Raw genomic sequence first — 25,630 nt, 5'->3', positions numbered from 1 at the left:
CATAACGGGGCAGACGGGGGTGGCTGCGACTGGCAGGGCAAGTCAGAAGCGGATACGACCAGCAAGAAGGCGGCCATGGCGGCAGCCATCTGGACCGGACGGGCTGCGAAGGCGTGTCCTCGGTGTATCCGTCGCGTGAGCCTGCCGGCGCCCGCAGCCAGGGCTACTGCCGCCTGCCCCGGCCCGCAGTTCCTCAGCGTCAACCCCCGTGACCCTCAGGCCCTATGGACGATCTGATTCGTCCCTTCGTAGGGTGCGCGCATGGACGAAGCTCTGGCTGAACTCAACGGCCGTCTAGCGGGACGAGGCATCCATGCCCGCGTCTATGTGCATGACGGCATGACCGCTGTGATGATCCATCGTGACGGAGACACGGCTGCCACGGTCGATGAGGCGCTCGAAGATGGACCGGATGTCGTCGGGGAGCTGGCCGCTCAGATCGCGGCGGAGAGGGACCTGCCTGAAGACTGGCTGAGCCGACTCGGAGCTGAGCCACCGAGAGCGAACGCGCGTCGCCGCCTGACGATTTGCGAGCGCTCTCTGCAGTTAGCCCTGATTGTTCATGAGAATGCCTTATCGGCGTTTTGGGTTGTGTTTTCGGTGTGCGGGGCGGGTTTGTCGGCTTGGCGGGACCCGGTGGGTGTTGTTTGGCGCTGCTGGGGTGGTCGTGGGGCCGGTGTTGGACCCTGACATGGGTGTGGGGGCGCGGCGGGCCGGCCGCTGGGTGAGCGGCGCTGTTGGCGGCTGGGGTGCGGGGTGCTCAGTTGGGGTGCTGGGCGGCGAGCAGGGCTTTGGCGCCGGGGTGTGCTGTGGGGAGCCGGAGCTTGACGCGTCGGCCGGTTTCGCATACGAGCGCGGGCAGGTGCCACAGCGTCCAGCGGAGCCGTTTGGGTGCTGCGCGTTTGAGCGGTCCGGTGAGGCAGTGTGTCTGGAACCAGTGCACGAGCGCTGCGCTGATGGTGCACAGCGCTGTCCATGCGCAGTTGGCGTCCCAGGCGTTGAAGGGCATGCGCGCCAGCCCGGAGTCCTTGAGACGGGCGACGGCGTCTTCGACGTCGGCGTGCTTTCTCATGAGCTTGTCGAGCCGCGCGGGGCTGGCTGTGGCGTCGGTGAGGAATCCCCAGTAGCGGAAGTTCTCCGACGCGAACAGGCTGCGCTGCGCGCCCGGGTGCAGCGGTTCGCGTCGGATGATCAGCCGTGTCCCCTCGGGCCAGCCCGAGGTGTCCACCAGATCGGTCAGCTCCGCGACGTGGGCTTTGGAGCGGCGCTGTTTGGGGTTCGCCACCGCGGCGGTCCAGCGTCGGGGATCGCAGCGGGCAGCCGCGATCGCGGCGTCGATGCCCGCGGTGGCCCGAGCGGACATGAAGAACGTGATGTTGCGGTCCCGGCATGCTGCTGCGATGCGCGCCGAGCAGCCCCCGGCGTCGACCCGCAGCACCATCTCGCGTCCCCCCAGCGCCGCGTCGTCGCCTGCGCGGTGGCCTGCCGCGTCGGCGTCGGGCAGCACCGATATCGCAGCGTCGAGCACTTCTATGTGATCGGCGATGTCGTTCGCGGCGGCGTTGCCCGGGCGCAGCTTCGTCCACAGCGGCTCCCCGTCCGCAGTCGAGCACATCATCGGATGGAATCCGTACCCGCCCTTGTAATGGGGCGCGGCGCCCTGCTTGTTCTCCGAGTGGACCTCCACCAGCGTCGAGTCGATGTCGAGCACCAACGGACCCGAGCCGCGGCGCTTCGACCACGCCTCGGCGCGTGCGATCGCCGCGGCCCCCCACAACGCGCCCAGCGCCGAGCCGTCGATGCCGCGCAGCGCCCGATACAGCGTCGAGTGCGACCCCACCGGCCCGAACAGGTCCCGCTGAGACCGCAGATGCTCGATATCTGTGCACGCCTCCCCGCCGCCGGCCAGCACCAACAACAGATGCACCAACAACACGCCCCGGTCATGAACCGGGGCCCGCTCGCCGCGCCACCGCACCGCCGCCGACAGCGCCCCGGTCAGCCCGACGCGGTCCGCGAAACCGCCCAAAGCGAACAGCCCCGCACCCCACACCACCCGATCCCCGCCGCCTGCCAGACGCGCGTTCGCCACACTGCTAAGTTTCACCTCGGAGATGCCCCCCTGAACTGCCGATCACGTGCTTCGACAACACGCATCGTCGCAGATCAGAGGGGCTTTTCCGCGGACTCACACACCCAAGCCCACCAGACTCATGAACAATCAGGGTTAGTGCTTGGCGCGGCGGCACGACTCGCCGAACGATGTGTGCGAGTTGCACGCGCGCCTCATGCGACCAGGCCCAAGAAGCGTCTTGCGCTTGCCGGCATCCGAACAGCGAGACTCTTCGTCAAGGGGCTTCGGTACCTCTCGTCGAGCAGAATGAGCCGCGGCACGGATTGCTGCGACGCATTTGTCGCGGGCTGTTGGGAGAATGGTCGCGATGGCATCAGGCATCGTTGACCTGGATTCCTTGGTGCGACAGCGTTCGCCGAAGCCGTCGCCGAGCGAATCATGAATGCAGCCCGAGCAGCAGGCCTGGACGACAACGGCACCATCGCGGCGGCGCATGTCGACGTTGCGGGACCGATGGACGATCTCAGCGATGCCTGAGTCCGTTTTCTGAGGGAGTGTCGGCTCGGCGCAATTCCCTGCGTCTTCGCTGGATGATCGGGAATTCGCGTATCCGTCCCCTGCAACACCTCGGCGACCGACATCGCCATGGCGACAGCCCGGTTCCCTCGATGCGGCAGCGGCGGGTCATCAGGGGCAGATAACCAAACTGCGACGCCTGCCATTTTTGTTATCGCGCCGATAGCAAAAATGCCATTTATGTTGTGGGGCCAGTAGCAAGACTGCTGCGCTGTGTCGAGCGGGGGTCAGCCCCATGCCGGGACAGCCGATCCGTGTATTACAATGACCCCATGACAGTGATCGACGGCACCGTCTCGACTGCTACCCAAGCCATCGCGACCAGCGACGCGCAACAACTCGAAGACGAGATACGTCGCCACGAACGCGACGGCACACCGCTGCCCACAGTGCCCAGAAGCGACGTCGAAGCCTGCTTTCCTGACCGGCCCGCTGACTGACGGTGGACGACGGCTGGGAGTGGACTCCCGGGTCCCTCGACAGCTTCCGATCCCTCGGCGCACATGAGTCCACAATTGTGCGGGACTGTGCATGGAAGATCGTGAATCGGGTGATGCGTCACTCGCGGGGAAGCTGGCCCGGTCAGCCGGTGAACGGCATTTCAGCCGAGGAAGGCGGTCTGCATGTGCGAGAAGAACAACAAGGACCGTTGACCATCAGGTTCAGAGTCGTGCCGGATAGCTACGCGGTGCAGTTCCGCCAAGCACTGCTCGCGGACTAAGAACGGCGGACTGTGTAATGGGGCGTACTCGGCCCTGAAGGACCGAGCTTGCGCGGCTCGATCCTTGGTCACGCACCACACAGCGCTGCTGGCCGCCAAGCCGGCCTCCGCTCAGCTTGGCAAGTTGGGAATCGACGCAGCGGTCGGGATCGCATACGCGACGTAGAAGCAGACCTGCGCGGGCACGCAGAGCACGGCGACCACGACCACGGACCGCCGGCGGAACAGGAACGAAAGCCCCAGCGTCGCGGCGATCGTCACGGCGACCACGATCCATCCCGCCGAGTACCGCTGCTGGCACGGCGCGTCCCAGTCGGCACCGCAGAACGCGCTCGTAAATCCGGCACCGCCGGGAAACCACATCAGGAACAGCGCACCCAGCGCCCAGGCCGACAGGCCCCCTGCAGCCCCGATGCGTTCAGCGGGCCGCTCGGCGTGCGGCGGAGGCGGCGGGGCCGGACGAGGCCGCGTCGTCTTGCTGGACTTGCGCGCCACTAGGAGGGCTTACTGGCGGTCGGCGGCGAATCGGCTCGATGCATCTCCAGCATAGCAATACCACTCAAGGCGTGGAGGCCGAAGCGCAGGAGCCGAGCAGTTCACTGGGACGACGCAATCCCCGGATCACCTTGTCCCCGACAGCGTTTCGGCAGCGATCCCGACCGGCCAAGCAGCCGATCCGACCCCTCCATGCCCGCAAACAAGTCAAACCGAAACGCATTCGGGACTCATGGCGCCTGACCGGCTTGAACGCGGCCTGACCTGCGCAGACGCGAGATTTGAGGCCTCGGAGCGGGCTTTCGCCTCAATGACGAAACGCATTCGCGAACACGAATGTGGGGCCGAAAGCCGATGCGGCACCACCAGTGCCTGCCAGCGTTTCGGATCAGCGACTCAAACTGGAGCCGCCGCACACAACTCACCACTGACCTGCACAGATGCCGGATTCGACCGAACCGCCTCGTATCAGGGTCAGAACGCGAATGTGGAGCACCCACCCGTCCTAATGTGGAGCCTCAAATCCGGCGGTCACGAAACAGCCTGTGACCTGCGAGTCCGCCTACTTGCGAGCTATCATCCCCGTGATGCTTCGTTTCATCGGTGCGGCGCACGCTGCCAATGCAGCAGAGGCTGTAGGCCGCGAACGGGTCAAGCTGGGGCGCGCGCTACGAGGCGCAGGTCGGCTTCAAGTGCGTCTGCGATCCGCTGCAGAGTGCGTGCCGTCGGACTGGTCGAGCCGCGCTCGATCCGGCTGATGTCCGCTTGGCTCATGTTGCAGCGTCGAGCCAGCTGGGCTTGGGTAAGACCGTGCTTCTCGCGCAGGTCCATGACTTGAAGCGCAATCTTGTATGCCTGCGCGAAGATCTCGCCTTGCGCCACGGCATCTGAACCAAGGCGTGCTCGACGCGATTCGACCGCCTCGTCGTATGTGGGTGGCATCAGCGACCCCCTCCTCGCGAACCAATATAGGAAATTCGCCATATTGTGTCAATCACGGAGTCGCCGTTCTCGGCGTTGGCGCTCCTTGAACTGCGTCAGCAGCTTCCGCGCGTTGTTGATCTCGCGTTGCTGACGCTTCGCCTTCGGGAATCGGCCCTTGTCGAAGCCACCCAGCAGCAAGACGATCTTCTCGCCGTGGAAGTGAATAAAGACCCGCAACAGCACGGGTTGCTTCTTCGCACACGCACAAGCCGAACTGCCCGTCAAGCGTGTCTGGTCCCTGGTCGAAGACTGATAGCCGCCGAGCAGGTCCGTGCGATTACGGTCGCCGGCTATGTCACCGGACCGATTGAGCCTCGATGCGTTCCGCCGCTGGGTGCTCGGCGACCTCGTCGACAATCGCAACCGCGGGCTGTTCGCGGAGTGGCTCGTCGGCATGGCGCTGGGCGTGATCGACGAGACAATGTCCCGCCAAGAATGGGACGCCTACGACCTGCAGTACCGGAACAAGAAGATCGAAGTCAAGGCGGCGGGTCGTAGCCAGAGCTGGAACCCCAACCATTCAGCACGAACCAGCTTCGGCATCGCGCAGAAGAAGATGTCATGGTCGGCCGCCACCGACACCTTCACACATCACGACCAGCCCCAACGCTTCGCCGACGTGTACGTGTTCTGTATGCACGAGCCTGTACCCGCGGACAACGCGAAGGTCGCCGATCCCGCCTACTGGCAGCTCTGGGTTGTTGCAACCAAGGTTCTCGACCAGGAACTGGGCTCGCAGAAATCTCTCGGCATCAACCGTCTCAACCAACTCGCCACGCCCGTGCCGTGGCGTGGCATTCGAGAAGCGGTCGATGCGGGGCTGGGTGAGGCTCACGACCACGAGTGAGCAGATCCGTCGGCGATTTTGCCTCTTTCTGTCGTTTTGAGAGCAACAACCGCCAACGCCGTAGCGCTGGTCACAATCGCGCTAGTCCGCAATGAGTGCCTGTATCTCGGGCAGTTCGAGAATCTGTTCGATCGTCGACAACGTGTAAGTACGGCCTTGCGTCGCCAAGACGACATCGCAGAGCGCAGCTGGGCGTTCGGTCCACCCCTTGCCGTCGATCAACGCGCACGCTCTCAGCCCACGTTCGTTAGCAGCCGTCACCAGGGTTCGGATTCGCGCAGCCTTGTCGCGGGCAGTGCCGCCGTCTTCGGCCACCTTGGATTCGACAACAAGCGTTGGGGAGTCATCCGGGATGATGAAATCTGGTCCCGGCTTGAGACCGAATCGAGCTGCAGTCTCCGCGGCGCCGGCCGCCCCGCGCCTTGTTCGGTGGTACGGCACACCGCGCGTATCCAGCAAGTCTTGGAGCGGAATCTCCAGGACGGCATCTCCCTTGACTTCGGAATACGCGTCCTGCACTTGTCGCCAGACTCCGCCGACGTACCGCTGGAAGAGCAGCGTTGAGTACGCGACGCCACCGGTGTGGTCACACACGCTCTGCCATCCGCTGAGCGTGTCGCGCTTGTCGAGCTTGGAATGGAAGTACATCGCTACCCGTGGCGGAACAGGCAGCAGGTCGCGGTTCATCATTGCCAGCACCGCGCCCGCAATCGACCCGACGATTCGTTGCCTCTTTGCCGTCGGGCGTTCCGGTGAAGCGCTGCGCTCGAGACTCTTGAGCGATCCGCCGGCAACGTTCGACTCGGGATCGTGAAGACGGATGGCAACCGCCAGCTCGTTGTGCGTCAGCCCAAGGATCATGCGCAGCGGGGCCAATGCCGCTGGGCACTCAAGAAGCGTCGCTTTGAGCGATGCCTCGTCGACGTGGGCGAAGTTCTCAGTGCCCGCCGCGAGTGCTGCGTACGCCTCGTCGAAGGCGTCTTCGGCGAACATCGAATCGCCTCTCGGAACGAGATGAAACGAGGGACTGACATGCGTGAGGTAGCCCTGCGTCAAGAGGTCGCGCGAAGCCTCGGCATCTTCTCCATGCTTAGCGAGCGTCACACCGACGGCTTGCAGGCGCGCTACCGGGCTCGGATCCGAGCCCGCTGCGCGAAGTATCCGTTCTTCGGAGTCCGAGAGCGCCATGCTCAAACCGCGAGCCGCAGTTCGCCCGGCTCAGACTCGCATTGATCGCTCGCGACGCGCTGCGCCGACACCTCGACGTACTCGCGGTGCAGCTCGACCCCGCCTGCGAGACGGCCATGGCGTCGCGCTACGACGACAGTGGTCCCCGAGCCCGCGAATGGATCCACGATGAGGCCCCCATGCGGGCAAGCGGCCCGGACGAAGAACGCAGCGAGCCCCTCCGGCATCACTGCCGTGTGCTGGCCCGCAGGACCCCAGTGCTGGTTGTACGCCTGGCTGGCCTCAATTACGTTGCCCGGGTCGGCGCCGCCCTTGTCATAGGTGAACCGTCGGTCGCGGCCGAACCCAGCCTCGGTGTTTCGCCGGCCGTTCTGGTCGCGACGACGGCGGGCAATTTCTTGCTCGCTCGCCCGGTACGGCACACGGATGGCATCGAGGTCGAAATACGGCTGGCTGCCCTTGGCGAAGTGATACACGTACTCAAAGCTGTCCTTCGTTCGCGGCCCGAACCGCCCCGGAATCGCGTTTGGCTTCGACCAGATGTAGGTCTCGAGCCAGCGCCAGCCCATCCGCTGAAGCTCGAGCACCAACTCGTAGACGTACGGATGCCGCTGACCTCTGAGCGCCCCGCTCGCAGCCACGCGGTTCTTGATGTTGAGCACGAACGAGCCGGATTCCGCGGTCGCGTTCAGCATCGCTTCAGCAAACGGGACGAACCACTCCACATAGTGATCCGGATGAATCTCGGAATAGCGCCGTGCGTTCGCGTAGGGGGGCGAGGTGAAGAAGAGATCGACGGATCCAGCCGGAAGGCACACGAGCCAATCGGCAGCATCGCCCCACACGACTCCTTCCTCGACTAGGCGCGCCAATGCGATATCGGGATCACGGGGGGCAGCTGGGACTGCGCCCGGAGTGTCGTCGCCTGTCACATGGCCGACAGTAGTGACCCCCAGTGACACCAACAGCGACCTCTGTGACACGTACGTGGGCGAGGCTCACCGCAAGTGTGAAGAACCCACCCTTCTGGATGTGGAGCCTCAATTCTGACAGTCGCAAAGAAGGCTGTGATCAGCGAGAATGACTACCGGCGAACTATCAACCCGTTTCGCTGCACGAAGGGAAACACCATGCGCCCCATGAGCACCTCCGAGGCGCTGGAATTTCTGAGTGACGGCTTACGGACGGGCAAGCTCGCGTGGGTCGCAGCCGACGGTCGCCCCCATGTAGCGCCTGTCTGGTTCATCGTGGAGGACGGCGAGCTGCTCTTCGTAACTGGCACCCGCAGCGGCAAGGCCCTGGCCATGGCGCGCGAACCGCGCGTCTCGCTGGTCGTCGACACCGAAGCGCCGCCGTACGCGTTCGTGAAAGTGGACGGAGTCGTCGAGATCTCCCGAGACCTTGAGGAGCTACGGCGTGTGTCCACTCTCGCTGGTGCTCGCTACATGGGCGTGGATCAGGCCGAATCGTTCGGCGAGCGGAACTCGGGCCCCGGCGAATGCCTGGTGCGCCTGCGCCCGACCAGCATCGTCGGCATCGACGGCGTCGCCGACTGAGACTGACCTGCCCGAGGACATCTGACCCGCTCTTGTCGTCGGCGGTGCCTCCAAGCCCGCTGAGTCTCGAGGCGTTCCGAACCTTGGCGGAATGCTGATCCCGCTCAGGTCCTTGGTTGGGCGCCACCGAGCATCGAATGAGCGGGATCGGCGCGTGGATCGCGGCGTGTCCAACGCCCTGCCTCCACCGCGCTGAAGAAGTCCGCTGCCATCTGGTTGAACGCGCCGGGCTCCTCGAGGTTGATCCCATGGCCAGTACGTGGGCAGATCCACAGGCCCGCCCGCGGCAGAACCCTCTTGAGGAAGATGTTCGTCTCGATGACCGGGTCGTCCTCATCGCCGACGGCCAACAGAACGGGGACGTCGAGCTGGCGCAGCTCAGTTTCGAAGTCGTACAGCGAAGGGCGTCCGGCCTGGAAATTGCGCATCGTCAGCCCGGAGCCGATCGCCGAATGCTCGGACAAGTACTGCTTGAACTCCTCCCAGCCCCTCGGGTCCTTGTTCTGGAGCTGAACCCGGGTGGCGCCAAGGGCGATCCCGTCCGCGGCGGACTCCATTCCGTGCCTCATCATCGACTCGGCGGCCGCGCGGACCTCAGCCAAGAACGCCTCCCGGGTATCCCCGAATGCACCGGATCCGCCACTGGCAAACAGCAAGGACGTGACCCGCTCCGGATACCGCAAAGCAAACATCAGCCCCGTGTAGGCACCCATGCTGAGGCCGACGACGTGGGCGCGCTCGATTCCACAGCTGTCGAGAACCGCCCGCAAGTCCTCGCGTTCGCGCTCGAATGTGTATGCCGAATCGCTCTGCGGAACATCTGACGGCGGATATCCACGGGCGTTGTAGGCGACACATCGATGGCTCCGGCTGAACCGTCGAACCTGACCCTCCCACGTTCGGCAGTCAGCGGCGAACTCGTGCAACCAGACGATGGGATGCCCAGTGCCTGCTTCCTCCGCGTACAGCTCTGCTCCGTCACCTTGTACCAGTGGCATGCCGAAACCTCCGCTCGATTCGTAGGTCTAGGACCTCCTCTGCCTACTCGGCGGCGCAGTGTTGGCCCTGTACGCGCTCAGCAACCGCTGCCATGACCAGGTCGTGACGGTCACCGTCGGTCGGCCGGGTCGCGTCGGCCGCCAACAGACTCAACAGGAATCGATTCATAGCGCCCTCCCCCACGGACGGACAATATCCATGAGGCACAGAACCGCGCCAGCTACCTGCGTGGCGCGAGCGCCAAGGAGCTGCTGTTCAGGGATCGGGTGCAACTCCAGGACTTCGACGCCGACGGCCTGAAGATGCGCTCTGACGCGCCGAGTTCAGACCCGAGCTTCGGCCGCGTACGCCCTGTTGTACCGGTCGCGGCAGATGTAGAACTCATCGACGCTCTGAAAGGCGTCGTGCGCGATCAGCGTGTCCAGATTGCGCCGCACGAGACGGTCAGGTGCAACGCGGGTTGCCAGCACTTGAATCGCTCCGTACCCCACCGGGCCGGTTCCCTCTGCTGTGTCTCGTCCGTGCGTCACGCCGAGCAAGTACTCGATTTCGTCAAGCACAGCGTCGAACAAGGCGTCTTCCTGGGTCTTGGGGATGAACTCGTCGGTCATCGAACGCAGAGTCATCCACAGACGAAGCGAAGCTTGGATCGGAGCTTCTTCCGGTCTCTTGAGCTGATCGCAGTTGACCAGGTAGGTGACTCGCCCGACTCTGCCGTCCTCCTCGGCCCGTACCGTCCCGATGATCCTTGCGATGGGGTCGATCCGATCGGCAGCGGCGGCGCCGAAGGCGACTGCGTAGATCGCCAGCAGCGTGACGTGGTGCTTCAGGTTGATGGCGGTCCCGTGGTCAGAAGTGGCGTACGGAATCCGATTGGCCAGCAGGCGGACAGCGTGTGCCCACGCCTTGTCGTGGTCAGCGCAGTCGGAGTAGTACGAGCCGGCGACGAGCAGCTTGATCAGATTGGCAGAGGCATGCTCGTAGGCCCGCAGGCACTCGTCGTAGCCCTCGCAGTCGGCGTTCTGAATTGCGTCGATCGTTCGCATCGTCTCGTCGCTGATGGCGTCGTGGAGTTTGATGCGGCTCGCTGGATCGACGAGGAGGCTCTTGAGTTCGGCAAGAGTGAGCGTTTCAGGCTGTGATGTCACGCGACAAACAATACTTTGCCCCGTTTTTGTGCTGTTCCATCCGGCTTCCGTCAGTGACGTCGCCCCCCGACAGCACTAGTCCCCTTCGACCATGGCCTTCAAGAGGCTGAGTTGTTTGCCGTCGGAGAGTCGGACGGCGACACGAAGCAGGGGCGAAACCAAACTCCACCACAGCCCCGCGATCTGACAGTTTGCGACCAGCGTGACTCGAGTCGAGTCCTCTCCGAGCTCGTGGACTTCGTATGCGTAGTCCGCCGTCACGCCACCCTGGACCGATCGCAGCACGATGGACCGACCACTGTCACATTGGGCGATGGTGCTTGAGCGATCTGCGCCGCGAGCGCGGAATGTCAGCTTCGTCCCTTCGGCGGTTTCTCCCTCGGCAGTCATCGATTCGATTCCGGGCATCCACTGGTGGGCGTTCGACCAATCAGTGAGGGCCTCCCACACCTGTGCAGCGGGTCTGTGAATGACCTCTTCGACTGAGAACGCTTGCGCCATGACCTGCTCCTCGTTGCCCGTCTGCATCTGGCTGTATCTAACTCTGTGTCCTAAGCGTGCCGAGTGACCCTGTGTTGTGCGTCTGAGTTTGCCGCGGAGGGTCCACCGAGGAATGAACCAAGTCTGATCGTGTTCTCGCTGACGTGTGAAGGAGCATCAGATGACTGTCAGCGAGGGTCGGCGTCGACCGAAGAAGCTGTCCGCAGAGACGAAGTGGGAGATCTACTTGCAGGTCGCGGCCGCCTCGCTCACCGTGGTCCCCCCACGCACGAGCTGCATCCAGATCTCGTACTTCTCCTGCGGCGCCAAGAACCGCTTCCTCTTCACACCAGGCTCGGTACTCAACACGACTCCTCAAAGCTCGGCCGAGAACCCTCCCATGCTGGCTGAAACCAACCACCACTAGCGACACAAAGTCAGCCCCAACACAGGATCGCCGCGGGCTGCGGTGTTCGGTCGGTCTGTTGGGGGGTGGGGGCGGGGTTGGGTGGTCCATCTGTTGGGGGCGGGTCCTCGGCGGAGTTGCCGGTTGTTGTTGTGGAGGGTGTTGTGGCAGTCGTCGCAGAGGGCGGCGAGGTTGGTTTCGTCGGTGGTGCCGTTGTCGGCGTGCCATTCGTTGATGTGGTGGTATTCGCAGCGGTGCATGGGTTTGCGGCACAGCACGCAGCCGCGGTCGCGTATGGCGATGGCGAGCTGTTGTGGGGTGCTGGCGTGGCGGCGGCTGCGTCCGTGCCACAGCACTTGTCCGGGTCCGGCGAAGATGGCGCCGCTGATGCGGGTGTCGGGTGAGAGATCGTCGAGGATGGCTGGGGGGACCGGTCCTGCGCCGAGGGCTTCGCACAGCCCGTCGGGTCGGGTGCCGTCGATGACGCCGATGTCGGCGATGATCACGAGCTGGTTGGGTGCCTGAGCGGGCCGCCACCGCCCGATCGAACGACCCGGGGCGCAGTCACAGACTGTGTCGTTGCTGTCGCCGCCGGCGGTGTCGTGGCGGCCTGAGCCCGGCTCGGGGCCGCTGGGGGCGTGATGGTCGATGCGGCTGTCGTCGGCGGGCTCGGTGTCATCGCAACGGTGCGGCGTCTCGCCGGCGCTGTGCGGCGTGTCGCCGGAGCGGTTCGAGGTGTGGGCGGTGTGCGCTGCGGGGTGGGCGATGGTGGCGAGGGCGTTTCGGTCGGCGAGCATCTCGAAGATGGCGTCGGCGATGCGTTGGGGGTTGTCGCGGATCTCATCAGGTGTGCCGTCGCGTCCGCCGTCTGCGCGCCACAGGGCGTCGCAGTAGTTCTCGACTGCTTGTTGGACCAACGCGAAGCTGACCGGGTCCAGGCGGGCGTTGAGCACTCCCATGCCGGTGCTGTGGTCGATGAACAGCGCGGCGCTGCGCTGGCGGCGCTGACGGTCCAGCACCGAGCGCACCGTGTCAGGGTCATGGCGGGCCGCGAAGTCGCGCGCGTCGCGGCGCAGCACCTCGGGCGGGACCACCGCGGCGGCCTCGAGCAGCTCAACAGCGGTGTCGACCGCTTCGGGGCTGGTGTGGCGGGCGGCGTCGGCGAGCACCTCGGCATGCTCGGCTGTGAGCGCTCCTGTGGCGAGGCCGCGTGCAGTGTTGGGCATCTGGGCGACCTGATCGCTGGTCTGGGCGGTGCGCTTGGCGCTGCGGGCGCTCAACCGGGCGTGCTCGCGCAGCGCCGTGCGGCCTGATCCCTCCCGGTCGGCCTCCAACGCTGCGGTCGCGGCCAACAGCAATGCCTGAGCCGCCGAGCCCAGCCGTGCTGCCTCGGCCACGAACTGGGTGAGCGTGTCGGCCCCAGCACCTCCCAGCGGCACCCGCGCCGCCTCAGACACAGCACGACGAGCCCCCCGCAGCACCGACAACACCGACCCCACCGACGAACCCGGCCCAGCCCCTACCGGCTCGCTCCGCGGTCCGCACACGGTCCCGACCGGCTCGCTCCCAACCGGCACCGTCGGCCCAGCAGACGGCGACAGCACCGGCGCCGGGGACCCGTGGAGGCCGCTTGGCGGATCGGCCAACGAGACCGGTCCAGTCCCGACCGGCCCAGTCCCTACCGGCTCGCTCGGCGGCCCGCACACGGTCCCGACCGGCTCGCTCCCGACGGGTGCCGTCGGCCCAGCAGGCGGCGACAGCATCGGCGCCGGTGGCCCGGCGGGGCCGCTCGCCGGCATCGACTCCCCCAGCATCCCGCCTGCGGGATCGCTCCGAATTTCCGTTCGCTTCATGACAAGCACTGTAAACACACGGTGTTACATCAAAACTCCTGGCCAACTCTCGGCGCCCGCATCCGGCGGTTGGCAACCGGCGTTCACCACGCGCAGGATCCACCGTCGTCGATGCGCCGGGTCGTGTCCAACATCGAGATCCTGAGCGCCGACGCAGACGCAGACACCGACGGCGACACCGACGCCGACGCCCACGCCGACGAGTTCGAGGTCGGCAGCAACTTTGTGCTCTACGAGCACGCAGTCCAGGCAGCCGGGCACCTGCGCCTGTGGGCGGCACGGGCGACACACCGCCTGCGACGCACACCCGACGGCCTGCGCACGGCTGCCAAGAAAGTGGAACTGGTCAACTCCACATCGCCGCTGCCAAACCTGCCCTTCATCATCTGATGCAGCTTTGGTGGAATCGCGCTACAGCACGGGCACGGGCCATGTGGGCAGCAGAGGCTCCGGCTTGGGCACGGTCGGCCTTCGAGGCGTTGGCTCGGACGCTTGGTCGATCACCTCGATGGCGACCGTGATGGCGTCGGCTCCCCCGTCGCTGCCAAGCACGAGCACCACGACGTGGTAGAGGCGCTGCTGCTCGTAGTCCAGCACGACCCCGGTCCGCAACTGGCCGGTCTGCTCGTCGATCGTGAACGACCCCCGGTCACGGCCGGTGTCGGCGAGGTAGTAGCTCAGCTTCCCGCCGTGCGGGTCGGTCGCCTTCAGCGGAGTGCCCACCGCAGTCCCTGGTCTGCGGTTCTCGGACACCCTGCGCCTGGTCTCGGTGCCCTCGACGAGGTACGGGGCATCGGACTCCTGGTCGGTCACCTCGATAGCGACCTTGATGGCGTCGGTCTCCCCGTCGGCGCCAAGCACGAGCACCAACACGTTGTAGAGGCTCTGCTGCTCGTAGTCCAGCCGCACCTTGGTCCGCAACTGGCCGGTCCTGGCATCGATCGTGAACGACTCCTGGTCTGGGCCGGTGGAGGTGAGGTAGTAGGTGAGCTTGCCGCCGTCGGGGTCCCTGGCCGCGACCGGGTCGCCCACCGCAGTCCCCGGCTTCTTGTTCTCGGCCACGGTGCGGGTGGTCTGCGCGCCCTCGACCAGGTACGGGCCCTCGGACTCCTGGTCGATGACCTCGACGGCGACCCTGATGGTGTCGGCTTTCCCCTCGGGGTCAACCACGACCACCAACACGCTGTAGAGGCTCTGCTGCTCGTAGTCCAGCACGGCCTTGGTCCGCAACTGACCGGTTGCCTCTTCGATCGTGAACGACTCGGCGTCTGGACCGGTGTCGGCGAGGTAGTAGCTCAGCCTCCCGCCGTCGGGATCATTCGCCGCCACCGGAGCACCCACCGCAGTCCCCGGTTCCATGTTCTCCGCCACCGTGCGCGTGGTCTTCGGGCCCTCGACCAGATTCGGGTCGCGGCCTGTCGTGCCGCCACTGCTCCCGCCACCGCCGCCACGGCCACCGCCACCGCTACTGCCGCCGCCACCGCTGGTCCCGCCACCACCACTGCCGCTGCCACTGCCGCTATCGGTGATGCTGACGGTGACTTCGACCGTCGGCCCCGCGTTCACCCCGCTGGGCAGCGTCCCGAAGGCGAGCCCCACGCTCTCCCCGCTGTCGACCACGCTGTCCTGCGTCGCAGAGAACGTGAACGTCTTCGACGTCTCACCACTGGCGAACGTCACGCTCGCCGGGACGCCCGAATAATCGGCGGCATCCGCCCCGCCCCGGTTCGTCGCCGTCACCGGAATGACCACCGTGCGCTGCGGGTCCACGCTCAGGTTGACAGCAACCTCAACAGTGCCGCCCTCAACAACGGTGTAGGACGCCTGCCCGAAGGTCACCGCCACCGGCACCACGTCGTCGTCGGCCACCCGCACCAGCACGCTGCGAACTGGGGCGCCGCTGTAGCTGGTGTCGGTGGAGGTGACAGTGTGGGTCACGGTGGCTGTGTCGTCGCTCGAATCGGCGTCCTGCGCGGCGTTCACCACCACCGTCTTCGGCGAGCCCCAGTCGCTCGACGAGAACGTCAGACCGGCCGGGTCCGCAGTCACCTCGGCGTTGTCGGTGGGGTCGTTGACGGTCACGGTCACATCGGCGGTGGGCTGGCTGTCCAGCACAATGGTGTACATGCCCGAACCGCCCTCCGCGATGCTCACCAAGGCTCTGGAGACCGTCACTCCGGGCCCGTCGTCGTCGTCGATGCTGACAACGGCCCCTGCTCCCGCCAGCACCCCGCTCGGCAGGCTCGCGCCGAAGCCGAGCCGCACGCTCTCCCCGTCGTCGTCCACCACGTCCTGCGTCGCAGAGAACGTAAATGTCTTCGACGTCTCACCGCTCGCGAACGTCACGCTCGCCGGGACGCCCGAATAATCGGCGGCGTCCGCCCCGCCCTGGCTCGTCGCCGTGACCGGAATGACCACCGTGCGCTCGGGGTTCACGCTCAGGTTGACAGCAACCTCAACAGTGCCGCCCTCAGCCACCCCGTAGGACGCCTGACCGAACGACACCGTCACCAGCGGATCGTCGTCATCATCGATGCTGACAACGGCCCCCGCTCCCGCCAGCACCCCGCTCGGCAAGCTCGCGCCGAAGCCGAGCCGCACGCTCTCCCCGTCGTCGTCCACCACGTCCTGCGTCGCAGAGAACGTGAACATCTTCGACGTCTCACCACTCGCGAACGTCACGCTCGCCGGGACGCCCGAATAATCGGCGGCGTCCGCCCCGCCCTGGCTCGTCGCCGTGACCGGAATGACCACCGAGCGCACCGGGTCCACGCTCAGCGTCACCGCCACCGGCTGCGTCCCGCCCTCAGCAACCGTGTAGGACGCCTGCCCGAACGACACCGTCACCACGACCTCGGGATCGACCACCACCGGCGGCGGCTCGACTACCGCGAAGATCGGCGAGAGGCCGTAGAGGTAGTTCTGGCTTGCCTTCGGATCCGTTGAATCGTTCCGGTTCAAGGGGCCACCGGAACCGGCGTTGTTGAGCGCTCCAATCCCCGACTGCGTGGCTCCCAAAGCAATCGAGTTAGAGCCGTCCATCCCTTGTGTTCCGTCGGCTTCGCAGCCAACCCAGGCGACATAGTCGCTGGTGGTGTGGGGAATGGTGACGGACGTGCCCGACTCGTCCCTTACGGTCACCTCCTCGGCCCAGGTATTGTCGTAGAAGTCCGCGTAGCCGTCGGCCGCCTTCGCGCCCCCCAGCCAGTAGATCGGCACCCCCGTTCCCTGCGTTCCCGTGTTGGCGACCGCGTCCACCGCCGAGGTGCAGCCCACCGCACGGAACTGCGAGCCGTAGGCCTGGATGTCCGCGTGACCCGCAGCCGCCAGGTCCTGCACGAAGCCGTTGTACGCCGAGATGTCCGTGGATGAGGCGTTGCGCTCCGTGCTCGACAGGAACAGCAGCCGGAACCGGTCCCCAGCCTCCAGGCCCGAGGGTTTGAGGGCCCAGTCGAGAGGGACCACCCGCGACGGCGGCATGACAACGAAGATCGGGGAGAGGCCGTAGAGGTAGTTCAGGCTTGCCTTCGGATCCGTTGAATCGTTCCGGTTCAAGGGGCCACCGGAACCGGCGTTGTTGAGCGCTCCAATCCCCGACTGCGTGGCTCCCAAAGCAATCGAGTTAGAGCCGTCCATCCCTTGTGTTCCGTCGGCTTCGCAGCCAACCCAGGCGACATAGTCGCTGGTGGTGTGGGGAATGGTGACGGACGTGCCCGACTCGTCCCTCACGGTCACCTCCTCGTCCCAGGAGCCGTCGTAGAAGTCCGCGTAGCCGTCGGCCGCCTTCGCTCCCCCCAGCCAATAGATCGGGACCCCCGTTCCCGTCGTCCCGGTGTTGTCGACCGCGTCCACCGCCGAGGTGCAGCCCACTGCCCGGAACTGCGAGCCGTAGGCCTGGATGTCGGTATGACCCGCCGCCGCCAAGTCCTGCACAAAGCCGTTGTACACCGAGATGCCCGTGGATGAGGCGTTGCGCTCCGTGCTCGACAGGAACAGCAGCCGGAACCGGTCCCCCGCCTCCAAACCCGAGGGTTTGAGCGCCCAGTCGATAGGGACCACCCGCGACGGCGGCATGACAACGAAGATCGGCGAGAGCCCGTAGAGGTGGTTCAGGGACGCCTTCGGGTCACTGCTATCGGCGAAATCCAAGGGGCCATTGTGAGCGGCCACTATGGAGTTGAGTTGTCCATACCCCGGGGTCGTGGTGCCCAAGGCAATCGAGCCATTGTTGTCCGTGTTCTCCGTGCCGTCGTGTTCGCAGCCGGACCAGGCGTTATACGTGCTGGAGTTAAAGGGAATGGTGACGGACGTGCCCGACTCGTTCCTCACGGTCACCTCCTCGTCCCACGAGCCGTCGTAGAAGTCCGCGTAGCCGTCGGCCGCCTTCGCGCCCCCCAGCCAGTAGATCGGGACCCCCGTTCCCGTCGTCCCGGTGTTGTCGACCGCGTCCACCGTCTCGGTACAGCCCACCGCCCGGAACTGCGAGCCGTAGGCCTGGATGTCGGTATGACCCGCCGCCGCCAAGTCCTGCACAAACTTGTTGTACCAATAAATGTCGTAGGCATTGCCGTTGCGCTCCGTGCTCGACAGGAACAGCAGCCGGAACCGATCCCCCGCCTCCAGACCCGAGGGAGCCAGGCCCCAGTCGACCGGGACTTCCAGGTCCGACCCGATTACCGGCGGCGGCTCGACCACTTCCGGCGGCGTGACTACCGCCGCGGCGACCACGAAGACCGGTGAGAGGCCGTAGAGGTGATTCACGCTCGCCTTCGGATCCCCTCCGCCGCCCGTGTTCAATGGGCCATAAATAGCGATGCTGTTGAGCTGCCCAGTCCCCGGCTTCGTGGTGCCCAGAGGATTCGGATCACCGCTGCCGTCCTCCCCTTCCGTGCCGTCGTGTTCGCAGCCACTCCAGGGGTCATACGTGCTGGAGACAAGAGGAACAGTGACCGACGTGCCCGACTCATTGCGAACGGTCACCTCCTCATCCCACGAACCGTCATAGAAATCCGCGTAACCGTCGGCCGCCTTGGCACCGCCCAGCCAATAGATCCGGACCCCCGTCCCGGTCGTCGCGGTGTTGTACCGCGCGTCCACGCCCGCTGTGCAGGCCACCGCCCGGAACTGCGAGCCGTACGCCTGGATGTCCGCATGACCCGCCCCCGCCAGACCCTGCACGAAACTGTTGTAGTCCGCGATGTCGGTGGACTCGGCGTTGCGCTGCGTGCTCGACAGGAACAGCAGCCGGAACCGGTCCCCAGCCTCCAGACCCGCGGGCTTGAGGCTCCAGTCCACAGGGACCTCCCCAGGCGCCAGATACGGCGGCGGCTCGACCACTTCCGGCGGCGTGACTACCGCCGCGGCGACCGCGAAGACCGGCGAGAGCCCGTAGAGGTGGTTCACGCTCGCCTTCGGGTCCTTGTTGTCATTCTCGTCCAAAGGCCCAGGTGAACTGCCCGCCGTGTAGTTGAGCGTTCCAACCCCGGGCTGCGTGGTGCCCAGAACAACCGAGCCAGAGGTGCCTACGTCGTCAATTCCTCCCGTCCCGTCGTGTTCGCAGCCGGTCCAGGCCGAATCCGTGCTGGCGTTGCTGGTAACGGTGACCGCCGTGCCCGACTCATTGCGAACGGTCACCTCCTCATCCCAGGAACCGTCATAGAAGTCCGCGTAGCCGTCGGCCGCCTTGGCACCGCCCAGCCAATAGATCCGGACCCCCGTCCCGGTCGTCGCGGTGTTGTACCGCGCGTCCACCGCAGAGGTGCAGGCCACCGCCCGGAACTGCGAGCCGTACGCCTGGATGTCCGCATGACCCGCCCCCGCCAGACCCTGCACGAAACCGTTGTAGTCCGCGATATCGGTGGACTCGCCATTGCGCATCGTGCTCGAAAGGAACAGCAACCGGAACCGGTCCCCAGCCTCCAGACCCGCGGGCTTGAGAGCCCAGTCCACGGCTACCTCCACCGGCGCCGCCGGCATGACCACGAAGACCGGCGAGAGCCCGTAGAGGTGGTTCACGCTCGCCTTCGGGTCCTTGTTGTCATTCTCGTCCAAAGGCCCAGGTGAACTGCCCGCCGTGTAGTTGAGCGTTCCAACCCCGGGCTGCGTGGTGCCCAGAACAATCGAGCCAGAGGTGCCTACGTCGTCAATTCCTCCCGTCCCGTCGTGTTCGCAGCCGGTCCAGGCCGAATCCGTGCTGGCGTTGCTGGTAACGGTGACCGCCGCTCCCGACTCATTGCGAACGGTCACCTCCTCATCCCAGGAACCGTCATAGAAATCCGCGTAGCCGTCGGCCGCCTTGGCACCGCCCAGCCAATAGATCCGGACCCCCGTCCCGGTCGTCGCGGTGTTGTACCGCGCGTCCACCGCCGCAGTGCAGGCAACCGCACGGAACTGCGAGCCGTAGTCCTGGATATCCGCATGACCCGCCCCCGCCAAACCCTGCACAAAACCGTTGTAGTCCGCGATATCGGTGGACTCGCCATTGCGCATCGTGCTCGAAAGGAACAGCAACCGGAACCGGTCCCCAGCCTCCAGACCCGCGGGCTTGAGAGCCCAGTCCACGGCTACCTCCACCGGCGCCGCCGGCATGACCACGAAGACCGGCGAGAGCCCGTAGAGGTGGTTCACGCTCGCCTTCGGGTCCTTGTTGTCATTCTCGTCCAAAGGCCCAGGTGAACTGCCCGCCGTGTAGTTGAGCGTTCCAACCCCGGGCTGCGTGGTGCCCAGAACAATCGAGCCAGAGGTGCCTACGTCGTCATGACCTCCCGTCCCGTCGTGTTCGCAGCCGGTCCAGGCCGAATCCGTGCTGGCGTTGCTGGTAACGGTGACCGCCGCTCCCGACTCATTGCGAACGGTCACCTCCTCATCCCAGGAACCGTCATAGAAGTCCGCGTAGCCGTCGGCCGCCTTGGCACCGCCCAGCCAATAGATCCGGACCCCCGTCCCCGTCGTCGCGGTGTTGTACCGCGCGTCCACCGCAGAGGTGCAGGCCACCGCCCGGAACTGCGAGCCGTACGCCTGGATGTCCGCATGACCCGCCCCCGCCAAACCCTGCACAAAACCGTTGTAGTCCGCGATATCGGTGGACTCGCCGTTGCGCTGCGTGCTCGACAGGAACAGCAGCCGGAACCGGTCCCCAGCCTCCAGACCCGCGGGCTTGAGGCTCCAGTCCACAGGGACCTCCCCAGGCGCCAGATACGGCGGCGGCTCGACTACTTCCGGCGGCGTGACATCTACCGCGGCGCCGTTGACCTCGATCAGGTGTGACTGATCGAGGCCCTTACTCCACGAATTGTCGCTGGCTATGTAGTGCAGGTCGTCCCAGACAGACCAGCCCGACGCGGCGCCGGCGTCCTCGTCGGGGCTGCTGGTTACCCGCCAGGAGATGGCGTCTGCGGTGCTGATCACCCGCTCGATGACCACGAAGTAGGTCCTGCTCGCCGCAAGCCTCGGGCACCCCGCTGCCGGCGCCTTAAACGTGTGCAACCCTTTCGAGGCGAAGCTCGTCGGGTCCCCCAGCGTGCACAGCGCACTGCCGGGATTGCCGTTGTCGTCCGTGTTCAGCGTTACCGTCAGGTGGTCGCCGGCTGTCGAGGTATCGGCGACATTGTGCAACCAGATGCCGATTGAGCCAAGCCCGTAGCCGCCGGCGTTGGCGCCGGCGGTGAATGCCTGGGCATGCGTGGTCGAGGTGCTGTCCAGCACGGAAAAAGCGGTGCCCCTCTGCCCGGTGTTCTTGACCAGGACCACCGTGTTCTCGTCGGTCACGACGACCGGAGGCCCGACCACTTCTGGAGGCTGGACCACTACCGGCGGCAGCTTGACGGCGTCTGACTTGCCGACCACCAGCAACGGCGAGAGCCCGTAGAGGGGCCGGATGTTGCTCCTCTTAAGAAAGGCGGCGTGCAGGGGGCCATCACTCGGCCCGTCGGCGCTAATCCGCCCGGCAACCGCATCGGTGGCGCCGTCGCCGCCCAGGGCGTAGGAAGTGCCGCCAGAAACGTGCTCTTGCCCGGCGTGAGTGCTCCCGGTCCACGGCCTGCCCTTAATAGTGGAGATGCTGCGGGCACTGCCGGACTCATCGGTGGGATTGGCCTCGTCGTCCCAGTCTCCGTCGTAGAAGTCGGCGTAGTCGTCGGCCACCTTGTTGCCGGCGAGCCAGTAGATGGGGACGCCCGTTCCTGTCGTCTCGGTGTTGTCGCGGGCGTCGTCGTCGGCCGTGCTGGCGACAGCGCGGAAGCCGTCGCTGTGGGCCTGGATGTCGGCGTGGCCGGCGGCGGCGGCGGTCTGCACGAAGGAGTTGTAGTCGGCGATGTCGGTGGAGGTGGCGTCGCGGGTGGTGCTGGAGAGGAACAGCAGCCGGAACCTGTCGCCGCCGCTGAGGCCCTCGGGAATGAGGGCCGAGTCGGCAGGGATCGCCAGGGCGTCGCCGACCACCAAGGGCAGGGAGAGGGCGTAGAAGGAGAGGCTGTCACCGATTTCGTTTGAGCTGCTGAGAAACAGGGGGTTGGGAACCACGTTGCCCACAGCTACGCCGGACGGGATGGGGACCGACCCGACTACGGCGCCGTCGATGCCGGACGTGCCGAGACCACTCGAATCAGCACCGAAGTTGTTGTTGGGGCCGACAGTTCCGTCGTCAGCGCTCCCGGTCCAAACCTGAGTAAGAGCTGAGCGCCCGACAATCGCCGAGCCGGACTCGTCGGTGGGATCCGTCTCGTCGTCCCAGCTGCCGTCGTAGAAGTCGGGATAGCCGTCGGCAAGCTTGTCGCCGCCGAGCCAGTAGATGGGGACGCCGGTGTCGGGGCTGGTGTAGGTGGTGACGGTGTTGTCGCGAGCGTCGACATCGGCAGTGCTGGCAACGGCGAAGAAGCCGTGGCTGTAGCCCCCGACGGCGGCATGGCCGCCGGCAGCCGCAGCCTGCACGAAAGAGTTGTAGTCGTCGATGTCGGCAGAGGTGGCGTCGCGGGTGGCCGAGGTGAGGAACAGCACCCGGAACTCATCGCCGATGCCCAGGCCCTCGGGAACGAAAGCCCAGTTGGCAGGGACCTCGGCAGGGGCGTCCACGGTCCAGAAGCGGTTGGTCACCGGCCGGTCGGTGAAGGAGTCCGCGTCGTTCAGCGCCAGATCCTCGACGCCGATGGAGTCGTCCCCGGTGGTGGGATCGGCGTAGATCACCGTCACCGCCTGGGTCGCGGAGGTGAGCGCCGTCGCCAGCGACAGCGTCACGACATTGCCCGACACGGTAGGTCTGCCGCTCACCGTCACCGCCGCGCCATCTGCCTTGACAATGAACAAGGGCGCCACCGATGATCCGTTGAGATCTTCGCTGAACGTCAGGAACACCTCTGTCCCGTCCAGAGACGTCACGGCACCCGACAGCGTCGGCCGAGCCCAATTGACCCGATGCCCGCTGTCGCTGGGCAACGGGACATAGCTGAAGCTGGCGTCCTCGCCGGTCGCGGCCACCGTGATGGTCCCTCCGTTGAGATCCACGTCATCGGTCGCAAGCGCAATGTCCCCCACCGAGATGCCGTCGGCATCGGATTCGTCCCCGGCCTCCACCGTGTAGGAGAACACCACATCCGCGCTCAGCGAGCGGACGGCGCCCCTGACCTCGATGAGGTAAGGCTGATTACCGGTGTGGCTCCACGCGCCGCTCGTCAGGAAAAGACCGGTATTCCCGATCAACCAGTCTGCCGCTCCGCCGGTGTCCGACTGGATGCTGCTAGTTACGTTCGAATTGAAAGAAGCTAAATCGAAATCCACCCGCTCGATGACCATGAAGTAGGTCGTGCTTGGCGCAAGTGTGGGGCAAGGGTCCGTGCCCCCCGTGGGCGGCGCATCAAACGTGTTCACCGCGTTCGAGGTGAAGCTCGCTGGGTTGCTCAGCGTGCAGAGCGCATCGCCGGGATCGCCATTGTCGTCCGCGTTCAGCGTTGCGGTCAGGTGGCTACTGAGGTCCAGCTTGCCGGATTCGGGGGTGATTTGTCTGAACCTGAAGCCGATGGAGCTCAGCGTGTAGCCGTTGACGCTGGCGCCGGTGGTGAACCCTTGGGCGCGCTTGGGGATGTTGCTCAACAAACCGTATCCGGTACTAGTTCGGTTCTGTCCGGTGTTCTTGACCAGGACCCCGGCCGGGACCGTCCCTGCGTACTCCGCCCACCGGTCGCCGCTGGTGTCGCCGTCTCCGAGCCCGAGCTTGAGCCGCGGCGTGCCGGTCACCTCCACCGCTGAGTCGAGCGTCGCGGTCACCTCGATCTTGTCGCCGGTCGCGTAGATCGCGTCCGTCCCCGGGTCCGAGGTGATCGCCACCGGCACGTCGTCGGCCGTGCTCACCGGGCCGACCTCGGGGCTGGTGCGGGGGTACTCCCTGTGGCCGGCGTCGTCGTCGAAGACGACCCGGACCTTGATGTTGTTGCCCGCGTCGTCGTCGGTCGGGGTGTAGGTGGAGCCGGTCGCGCCGTCGATCTCGGTCACCTTCGTGCCGTCGACGCGGAACCACTGGTAGTGAAAGACGGCGTCGTCGAGGCCATCTGCGTCGCTGATGCCCGACACGTCCGCCGTCAGCTCCACGCTCCTTTGAGGCACGCCGCTGATCGACGGCAACCCGGCCGCGGGCGTATTCGGATCCTGCCCGCCCGGCAGGTCATAGACGTAGAGCCTGTTATCGACTTCGTCAACCACCCAGAGGGCACGGCCGTCGAACCAGAGCCCGCGGGCGTCGGAGTTGGCGGAGCGGAGCGCGAGGTTCTTGGCGTCGTCCTGGGATTCGTCGGAATGCTTGAAGGCGTAGATCTTTTCGTCCTCGCTGTCGGTGACGAACATCGTGGTGCCGTTGGACCAGAGGCCCCGCGGCTGCGAGGCGTTGGTGGACCCGGTACCGGTGGACAGGTGGAGGGCATCCATGTCCTTGGCGGAATCGCGGGTCCCGTCCGAGCGCTTGTAGGCGTAAATCTTGTTGTTGGTGCCGGACCCGTCGTTGGCCACCCAGACGGTGTCGCCGTCGCACCACACACCGGTCGGGTCGCCGTTGCCCGATGCCAGCGAGATGTCCTTGGCCGCGTCTCGCGTCTGGTCCGACATCTTGTACGCGAAGACCTTGTCGTCTTGCGCGTCGGCTACGAACATGGTGGTTCGGTCGGAACAGATCCCGCGCACGTGTGTGTTGCCGGCCGCGTTCAGGGTGTCGAAGTCATTGGCGGTGTCCCGGGAGCCGTCGTTGCGGTTGTAGGCGTAGATCTTGTTGTTGGTGGTGAAGCTGTCGTTGGACACCCAGATGGTTTCGTCGGTGCCCCAGACGCCTTGGGGAAAATCGTTCAGGCGGTACAGGTCGACGAAGTCCGAGAAGCGGATGGTTCCGCTGAAGTCGACGCGTGCCTTGGTGGGCTGGGGAGGCCGGTAGGTGTGGATCTCTTGTTTGTCATTGCTGACGACGAAAAAAGTTACGCCGTTGGACCAGATGCCGTGCGGATCCGTGGTCTCGGAGCGCAGATCGAATTCGAGGTGCCCCTGCCTGGTGCCGTCGGACATGTCGATGGCATAGACCTTGTTGTGGCCTGGGCTTGTGACCCAGAGGATGTCCCCCTCGCGGTGGAGTCCCCGGACGCCACCGATGGGCATCGCAATGGCGCGCTCGGGGTCCGGGGTGCCGTATTCGTCGGCGACGGTATTGGGGTCGTCCACCAGGTGGAACGCATGGAGTTCGTTCGTCGAGTCGCTCAGATAGATGTGATCCCCGTAGACCACGCTGCCATAGCACAGGACGATCTCTCCAGCACCCGTGTCTGGGCTTCCACCGCTGCGATATGCGAAGTCCCTGGACGAGGCGCGCGTCCGGTCCGCCCGGTTCCAGGCCACCACCCCCGCCGCATTCGAGTCGAACAGCCCTCCCCCTGCGGAGAATTCGCACCCATAGAGGTAGTCATCGTCCGCTTCGAGACTGTGCACCTCATCTGAGGGGACATCGAAGTCCTTGTCCGCGTCGCGGGTCCCGTACTCGTCGGCTTCGGTGGTGGTGTCGTCCTTGAGGTGATAGGCGTGGATTTTCGGGTTCGGGCTGGTGTCCTGGGCGACCCACAGCGTCGTGCCGTCCGACCACAGGCCCCAAGGTTCTGAAACTGCCGAAATGCCGAAATTGGCGTAGACGGTCTGGTCGGACGCCTCCGGGCTCTGGGCCCCCACAGCCCTGGGGATGACCAGCACCGAGGGCAACAGCAGCGCAACAGCGAGGATCGCCGCTCCGACAAGCTTCAAAGAGAGCGGCGCACGACGCCGGGCCCGTCGCTGGGCCGGCCCCCTACG

18 protein-coding genes are annotated in these 25,630 nt (G+C 65.7%); 6 read left to right on the top strand and 12 right to left on the bottom strand.

From position 1 onward, the window contains the following. The first annotated feature begins 261 nt into the window (after window positions 1-261). A complete protein-coding gene (locus ACOOHB_RS21290) occupies window positions 262-690 on the top strand; it encodes a hypothetical protein (protein ID WP_420446783.1) in 429 nt (142 codons plus the stop codon). A gap of 70 nt (window positions 691-760) precedes the next feature. Here ACOOHB_RS21290 and ACOOHB_RS21285 read toward each other — a convergent pair whose 3' ends face one another. Next, the gene (locus ACOOHB_RS21285) at window positions 761-2,107 is read right to left on the bottom strand and encodes an IS1380 family transposase (RefSeq protein ID WP_420446782.1); all 1,347 of its coding nucleotides are present in this window, start codon (window positions 2,105-2,107) and stop codon (window positions 761-763) included. A gap of 815 nt (window positions 2,108-2,922) precedes the next feature. On the opposite strand from ACOOHB_RS21285, the gene ACOOHB_RS21280 reads away from it, so the two are divergent. Next, complete coding sequence (locus ACOOHB_RS21280) at window positions 2,923-3,090, top strand: hypothetical protein (protein WP_420446781.1); 168 nt, start codon at window positions 2,923-2,925, stop codon at window positions 3,088-3,090. Between the two features lie 392 nt (window positions 3,091-3,482). Here the strand turns inward: ACOOHB_RS21280 and ACOOHB_RS21275 are convergent, their stop codons facing one another. The 3 genes from ACOOHB_RS21275 to ACOOHB_RS21265 form a co-directional block, all read right to left on the bottom strand. Further along, a complete protein-coding gene (locus ACOOHB_RS21275) occupies window positions 3,483-3,866 on the bottom strand; it encodes a hypothetical protein (protein WP_420446780.1) in 384 nt (127 codons plus the stop codon). Window positions 3,867-4,517: 651 nt separating this feature from the next. Further along, a complete protein-coding gene (locus ACOOHB_RS21270) occupies window positions 4,518-4,808 on the bottom strand; it encodes a helix-turn-helix domain-containing protein (RefSeq protein WP_420446779.1) in 291 nt (96 codons plus the stop codon). 48 nt (window positions 4,809-4,856) lie between these two features. Then, window positions 4,857-5,033, bottom strand: coding sequence for a hypothetical protein (locus ACOOHB_RS21265; RefSeq protein WP_420446778.1), 177 nt, complete (start codon window positions 5,031-5,033; stop codon window positions 4,857-4,859). 109 nt (window positions 5,034-5,142) lie between these two features. Between ACOOHB_RS21265 and ACOOHB_RS21260 the strand changes: the two genes are divergently transcribed. Beyond that, window positions 5,143-5,697 (top strand): hypothetical protein, encoded by a 555-nt coding sequence (locus ACOOHB_RS21260; RefSeq protein WP_420446777.1) that lies wholly within the window; start codon window positions 5,143-5,145, stop codon window positions 5,695-5,697. 81 nt (window positions 5,698-5,778) lie between these two features. Here ACOOHB_RS21260 and ACOOHB_RS21255 read toward each other — a convergent pair whose 3' ends face one another. Beyond that, window positions 5,779-6,885: a hypothetical protein gene (locus ACOOHB_RS21255; protein WP_420446776.1), complete on the bottom strand. Its 1,107-nt coding sequence runs from the start codon at window positions 6,883-6,885 to the stop codon at window positions 5,779-5,781. Between the two features lie 2 nt (window positions 6,886-6,887). Next, window positions 6,888-7,817 (bottom strand): DNA-methyltransferase, encoded by a 930-nt coding sequence (locus tag ACOOHB_RS21250; protein WP_420446775.1) that lies wholly within the window; start codon window positions 7,815-7,817, stop codon window positions 6,888-6,890. A 198-nt stretch (window positions 7,818-8,015) separates the two neighbouring features. On the opposite strand from ACOOHB_RS21250, the gene ACOOHB_RS21245 reads away from it, so the two are divergent. Then, on the top strand, window positions 8,016-8,441 hold the full coding sequence (locus tag ACOOHB_RS21245) for a PPOX class F420-dependent oxidoreductase (protein ID WP_420446774.1): 426 nt from the start codon (window positions 8,016-8,018) through the stop codon (window positions 8,439-8,441). A 104-nt stretch (window positions 8,442-8,545) separates the two neighbouring features. Here the strand turns inward: ACOOHB_RS21245 and ACOOHB_RS21240 are convergent, their stop codons facing one another. The 4 genes from ACOOHB_RS21240 to ACOOHB_RS21225 form a co-directional block, all read right to left on the bottom strand. Further along, window positions 8,546-9,439, bottom strand: coding sequence for an alpha/beta fold hydrolase (locus ACOOHB_RS21240; protein WP_420446773.1), 894 nt, complete (start codon window positions 9,437-9,439; stop codon window positions 8,546-8,548). A gap of 43 nt (window positions 9,440-9,482) precedes the next feature. Further along, window positions 9,483-9,608, bottom strand: a complete 126-nt coding sequence (locus ACOOHB_RS21235; RefSeq protein WP_420446772.1) for a hypothetical protein — start codon at window positions 9,606-9,608, stop codon at window positions 9,483-9,485. Window positions 9,609-9,763: 155 nt separating this feature from the next. Then, complete coding sequence (locus tag ACOOHB_RS21230) at window positions 9,764-10,588, bottom strand: hypothetical protein (protein ID WP_420446771.1); 825 nt, start codon at window positions 10,586-10,588, stop codon at window positions 9,764-9,766. 75 nt (window positions 10,589-10,663) lie between these two features. Continuing rightward, on the bottom strand, window positions 10,664-11,116 hold the full coding sequence (locus ACOOHB_RS21225; protein ID WP_420446770.1) for an SRPBCC family protein: 453 nt from the start codon (window positions 11,114-11,116) through the stop codon (window positions 10,664-10,666). A 133-nt stretch (window positions 11,117-11,249) separates the two neighbouring features. Here ACOOHB_RS21225 and ACOOHB_RS21220 point away from each other — a divergent pair, with 133 nt between their 5' ends. Further along, complete coding sequence (locus tag ACOOHB_RS21220) at window positions 11,250-11,495, top strand: hypothetical protein (protein WP_420446769.1); 246 nt, start codon at window positions 11,250-11,252, stop codon at window positions 11,493-11,495. Here the strand turns inward: ACOOHB_RS21220 and ACOOHB_RS21215 are convergent. Then, complete coding sequence (locus tag ACOOHB_RS21215) at window positions 11,492-13,327, bottom strand: HNH endonuclease (RefSeq protein ID WP_420446768.1); 1,836 nt, start codon at window positions 13,325-13,327, stop codon at window positions 11,492-11,494. The genes ACOOHB_RS21220 and ACOOHB_RS21215 overlap by 4 nt on opposite strands. Window positions 13,328-13,348: 21 nt before the next feature. Between ACOOHB_RS21215 and ACOOHB_RS21210 the strand changes: the two genes are divergently transcribed. Beyond that, window positions 13,349-13,717 (top strand): aromatic-ring-hydroxylating dioxygenase subunit beta, encoded by a 369-nt coding sequence (locus ACOOHB_RS21210; RefSeq protein ID WP_420446767.1) that lies wholly within the window; start codon window positions 13,349-13,351, stop codon window positions 13,715-13,717. A gap of 21 nt (window positions 13,718-13,738) precedes the next feature. On the opposite strand, the gene ACOOHB_RS21205 is transcribed toward ACOOHB_RS21210, so the two are convergent. After that, complete coding sequence (locus tag ACOOHB_RS21205) at window positions 13,739-25,582, bottom strand: choice-of-anchor R domain-containing protein (RefSeq protein WP_420446766.1); 11,844 nt, start codon at window positions 25,580-25,582, stop codon at window positions 13,739-13,741. Window positions 25,583-25,630: the final 48 nt, after the last annotated feature.

The organism is Candidatus Poriferisodalis sp. (genome assembly GCF_965215815.1).
Taxonomy (GTDB): domain Bacteria; phylum Actinomycetota; class Acidimicrobiia; order Acidimicrobiales; family Poriferisodalaceae; genus Poriferisodalis.
Note: the sequence above shows the minus strand (reverse complement) of the source record. Positions and strands in the feature narration are given on the sequence as shown.

Coding starts and splice junctions, on each gene's coding strand:
- ACOOHB_RS21270 (WP_420446779.1), bottom strand. CDS start 4,808: ATGCCACCCACATACGACGAGGCGGTCGAATCGCGTCGAGCACGCCTT.
- ACOOHB_RS21235 (WP_420446772.1), bottom strand. CDS start 9,608: ATGAATCGATTCCTGTTGAGTCTGTTGGCGGCCGACGCGACCCGGCCG.
- ACOOHB_RS21225 (WP_420446770.1), bottom strand. CDS start 11,116: ATGCAGACGGGCAACGAGGAGCAGGTCATGGCGCAAGCGTTCTCAGTC.
- ACOOHB_RS21240 (WP_420446773.1), bottom strand. CDS start 9,439: ATGCCACTGGTACAAGGTGACGGAGCAGAGCTGTACGCGGAGGAAGCA.
- ACOOHB_RS21290 (WP_420446783.1), top strand. CDS start 262: ATGGACGAAGCTCTGGCTGAACTCAACGGCCGTCTAGCGGGACGAGGC.
- ACOOHB_RS21220 (WP_420446769.1), top strand. CDS start 11,250: ATGACTGTCAGCGAGGGTCGGCGTCGACCGAAGAAGCTGTCCGCAGAG.
- ACOOHB_RS21215 (WP_420446768.1), bottom strand. CDS start 13,327: ATGAAGCGAACGGAAATTCGGAGCGATCCCGCAGGCGGGATGCTGGGG.
- ACOOHB_RS21260 (WP_420446777.1), top strand. CDS start 5,143: ATGTCACCGGACCGATTGAGCCTCGATGCGTTCCGCCGCTGGGTGCTC.
- ACOOHB_RS21255 (WP_420446776.1), bottom strand. CDS start 6,885: ATGGCGCTCTCGGACTCCGAAGAACGGATACTTCGCGCAGCGGGCTCG.
- ACOOHB_RS21245 (WP_420446774.1), top strand. CDS start 8,016: ATGCGCCCCATGAGCACCTCCGAGGCGCTGGAATTTCTGAGTGACGGC.
- ACOOHB_RS21280 (WP_420446781.1), top strand. CDS start 2,923: ATGACAGTGATCGACGGCACCGTCTCGACTGCTACCCAAGCCATCGCG.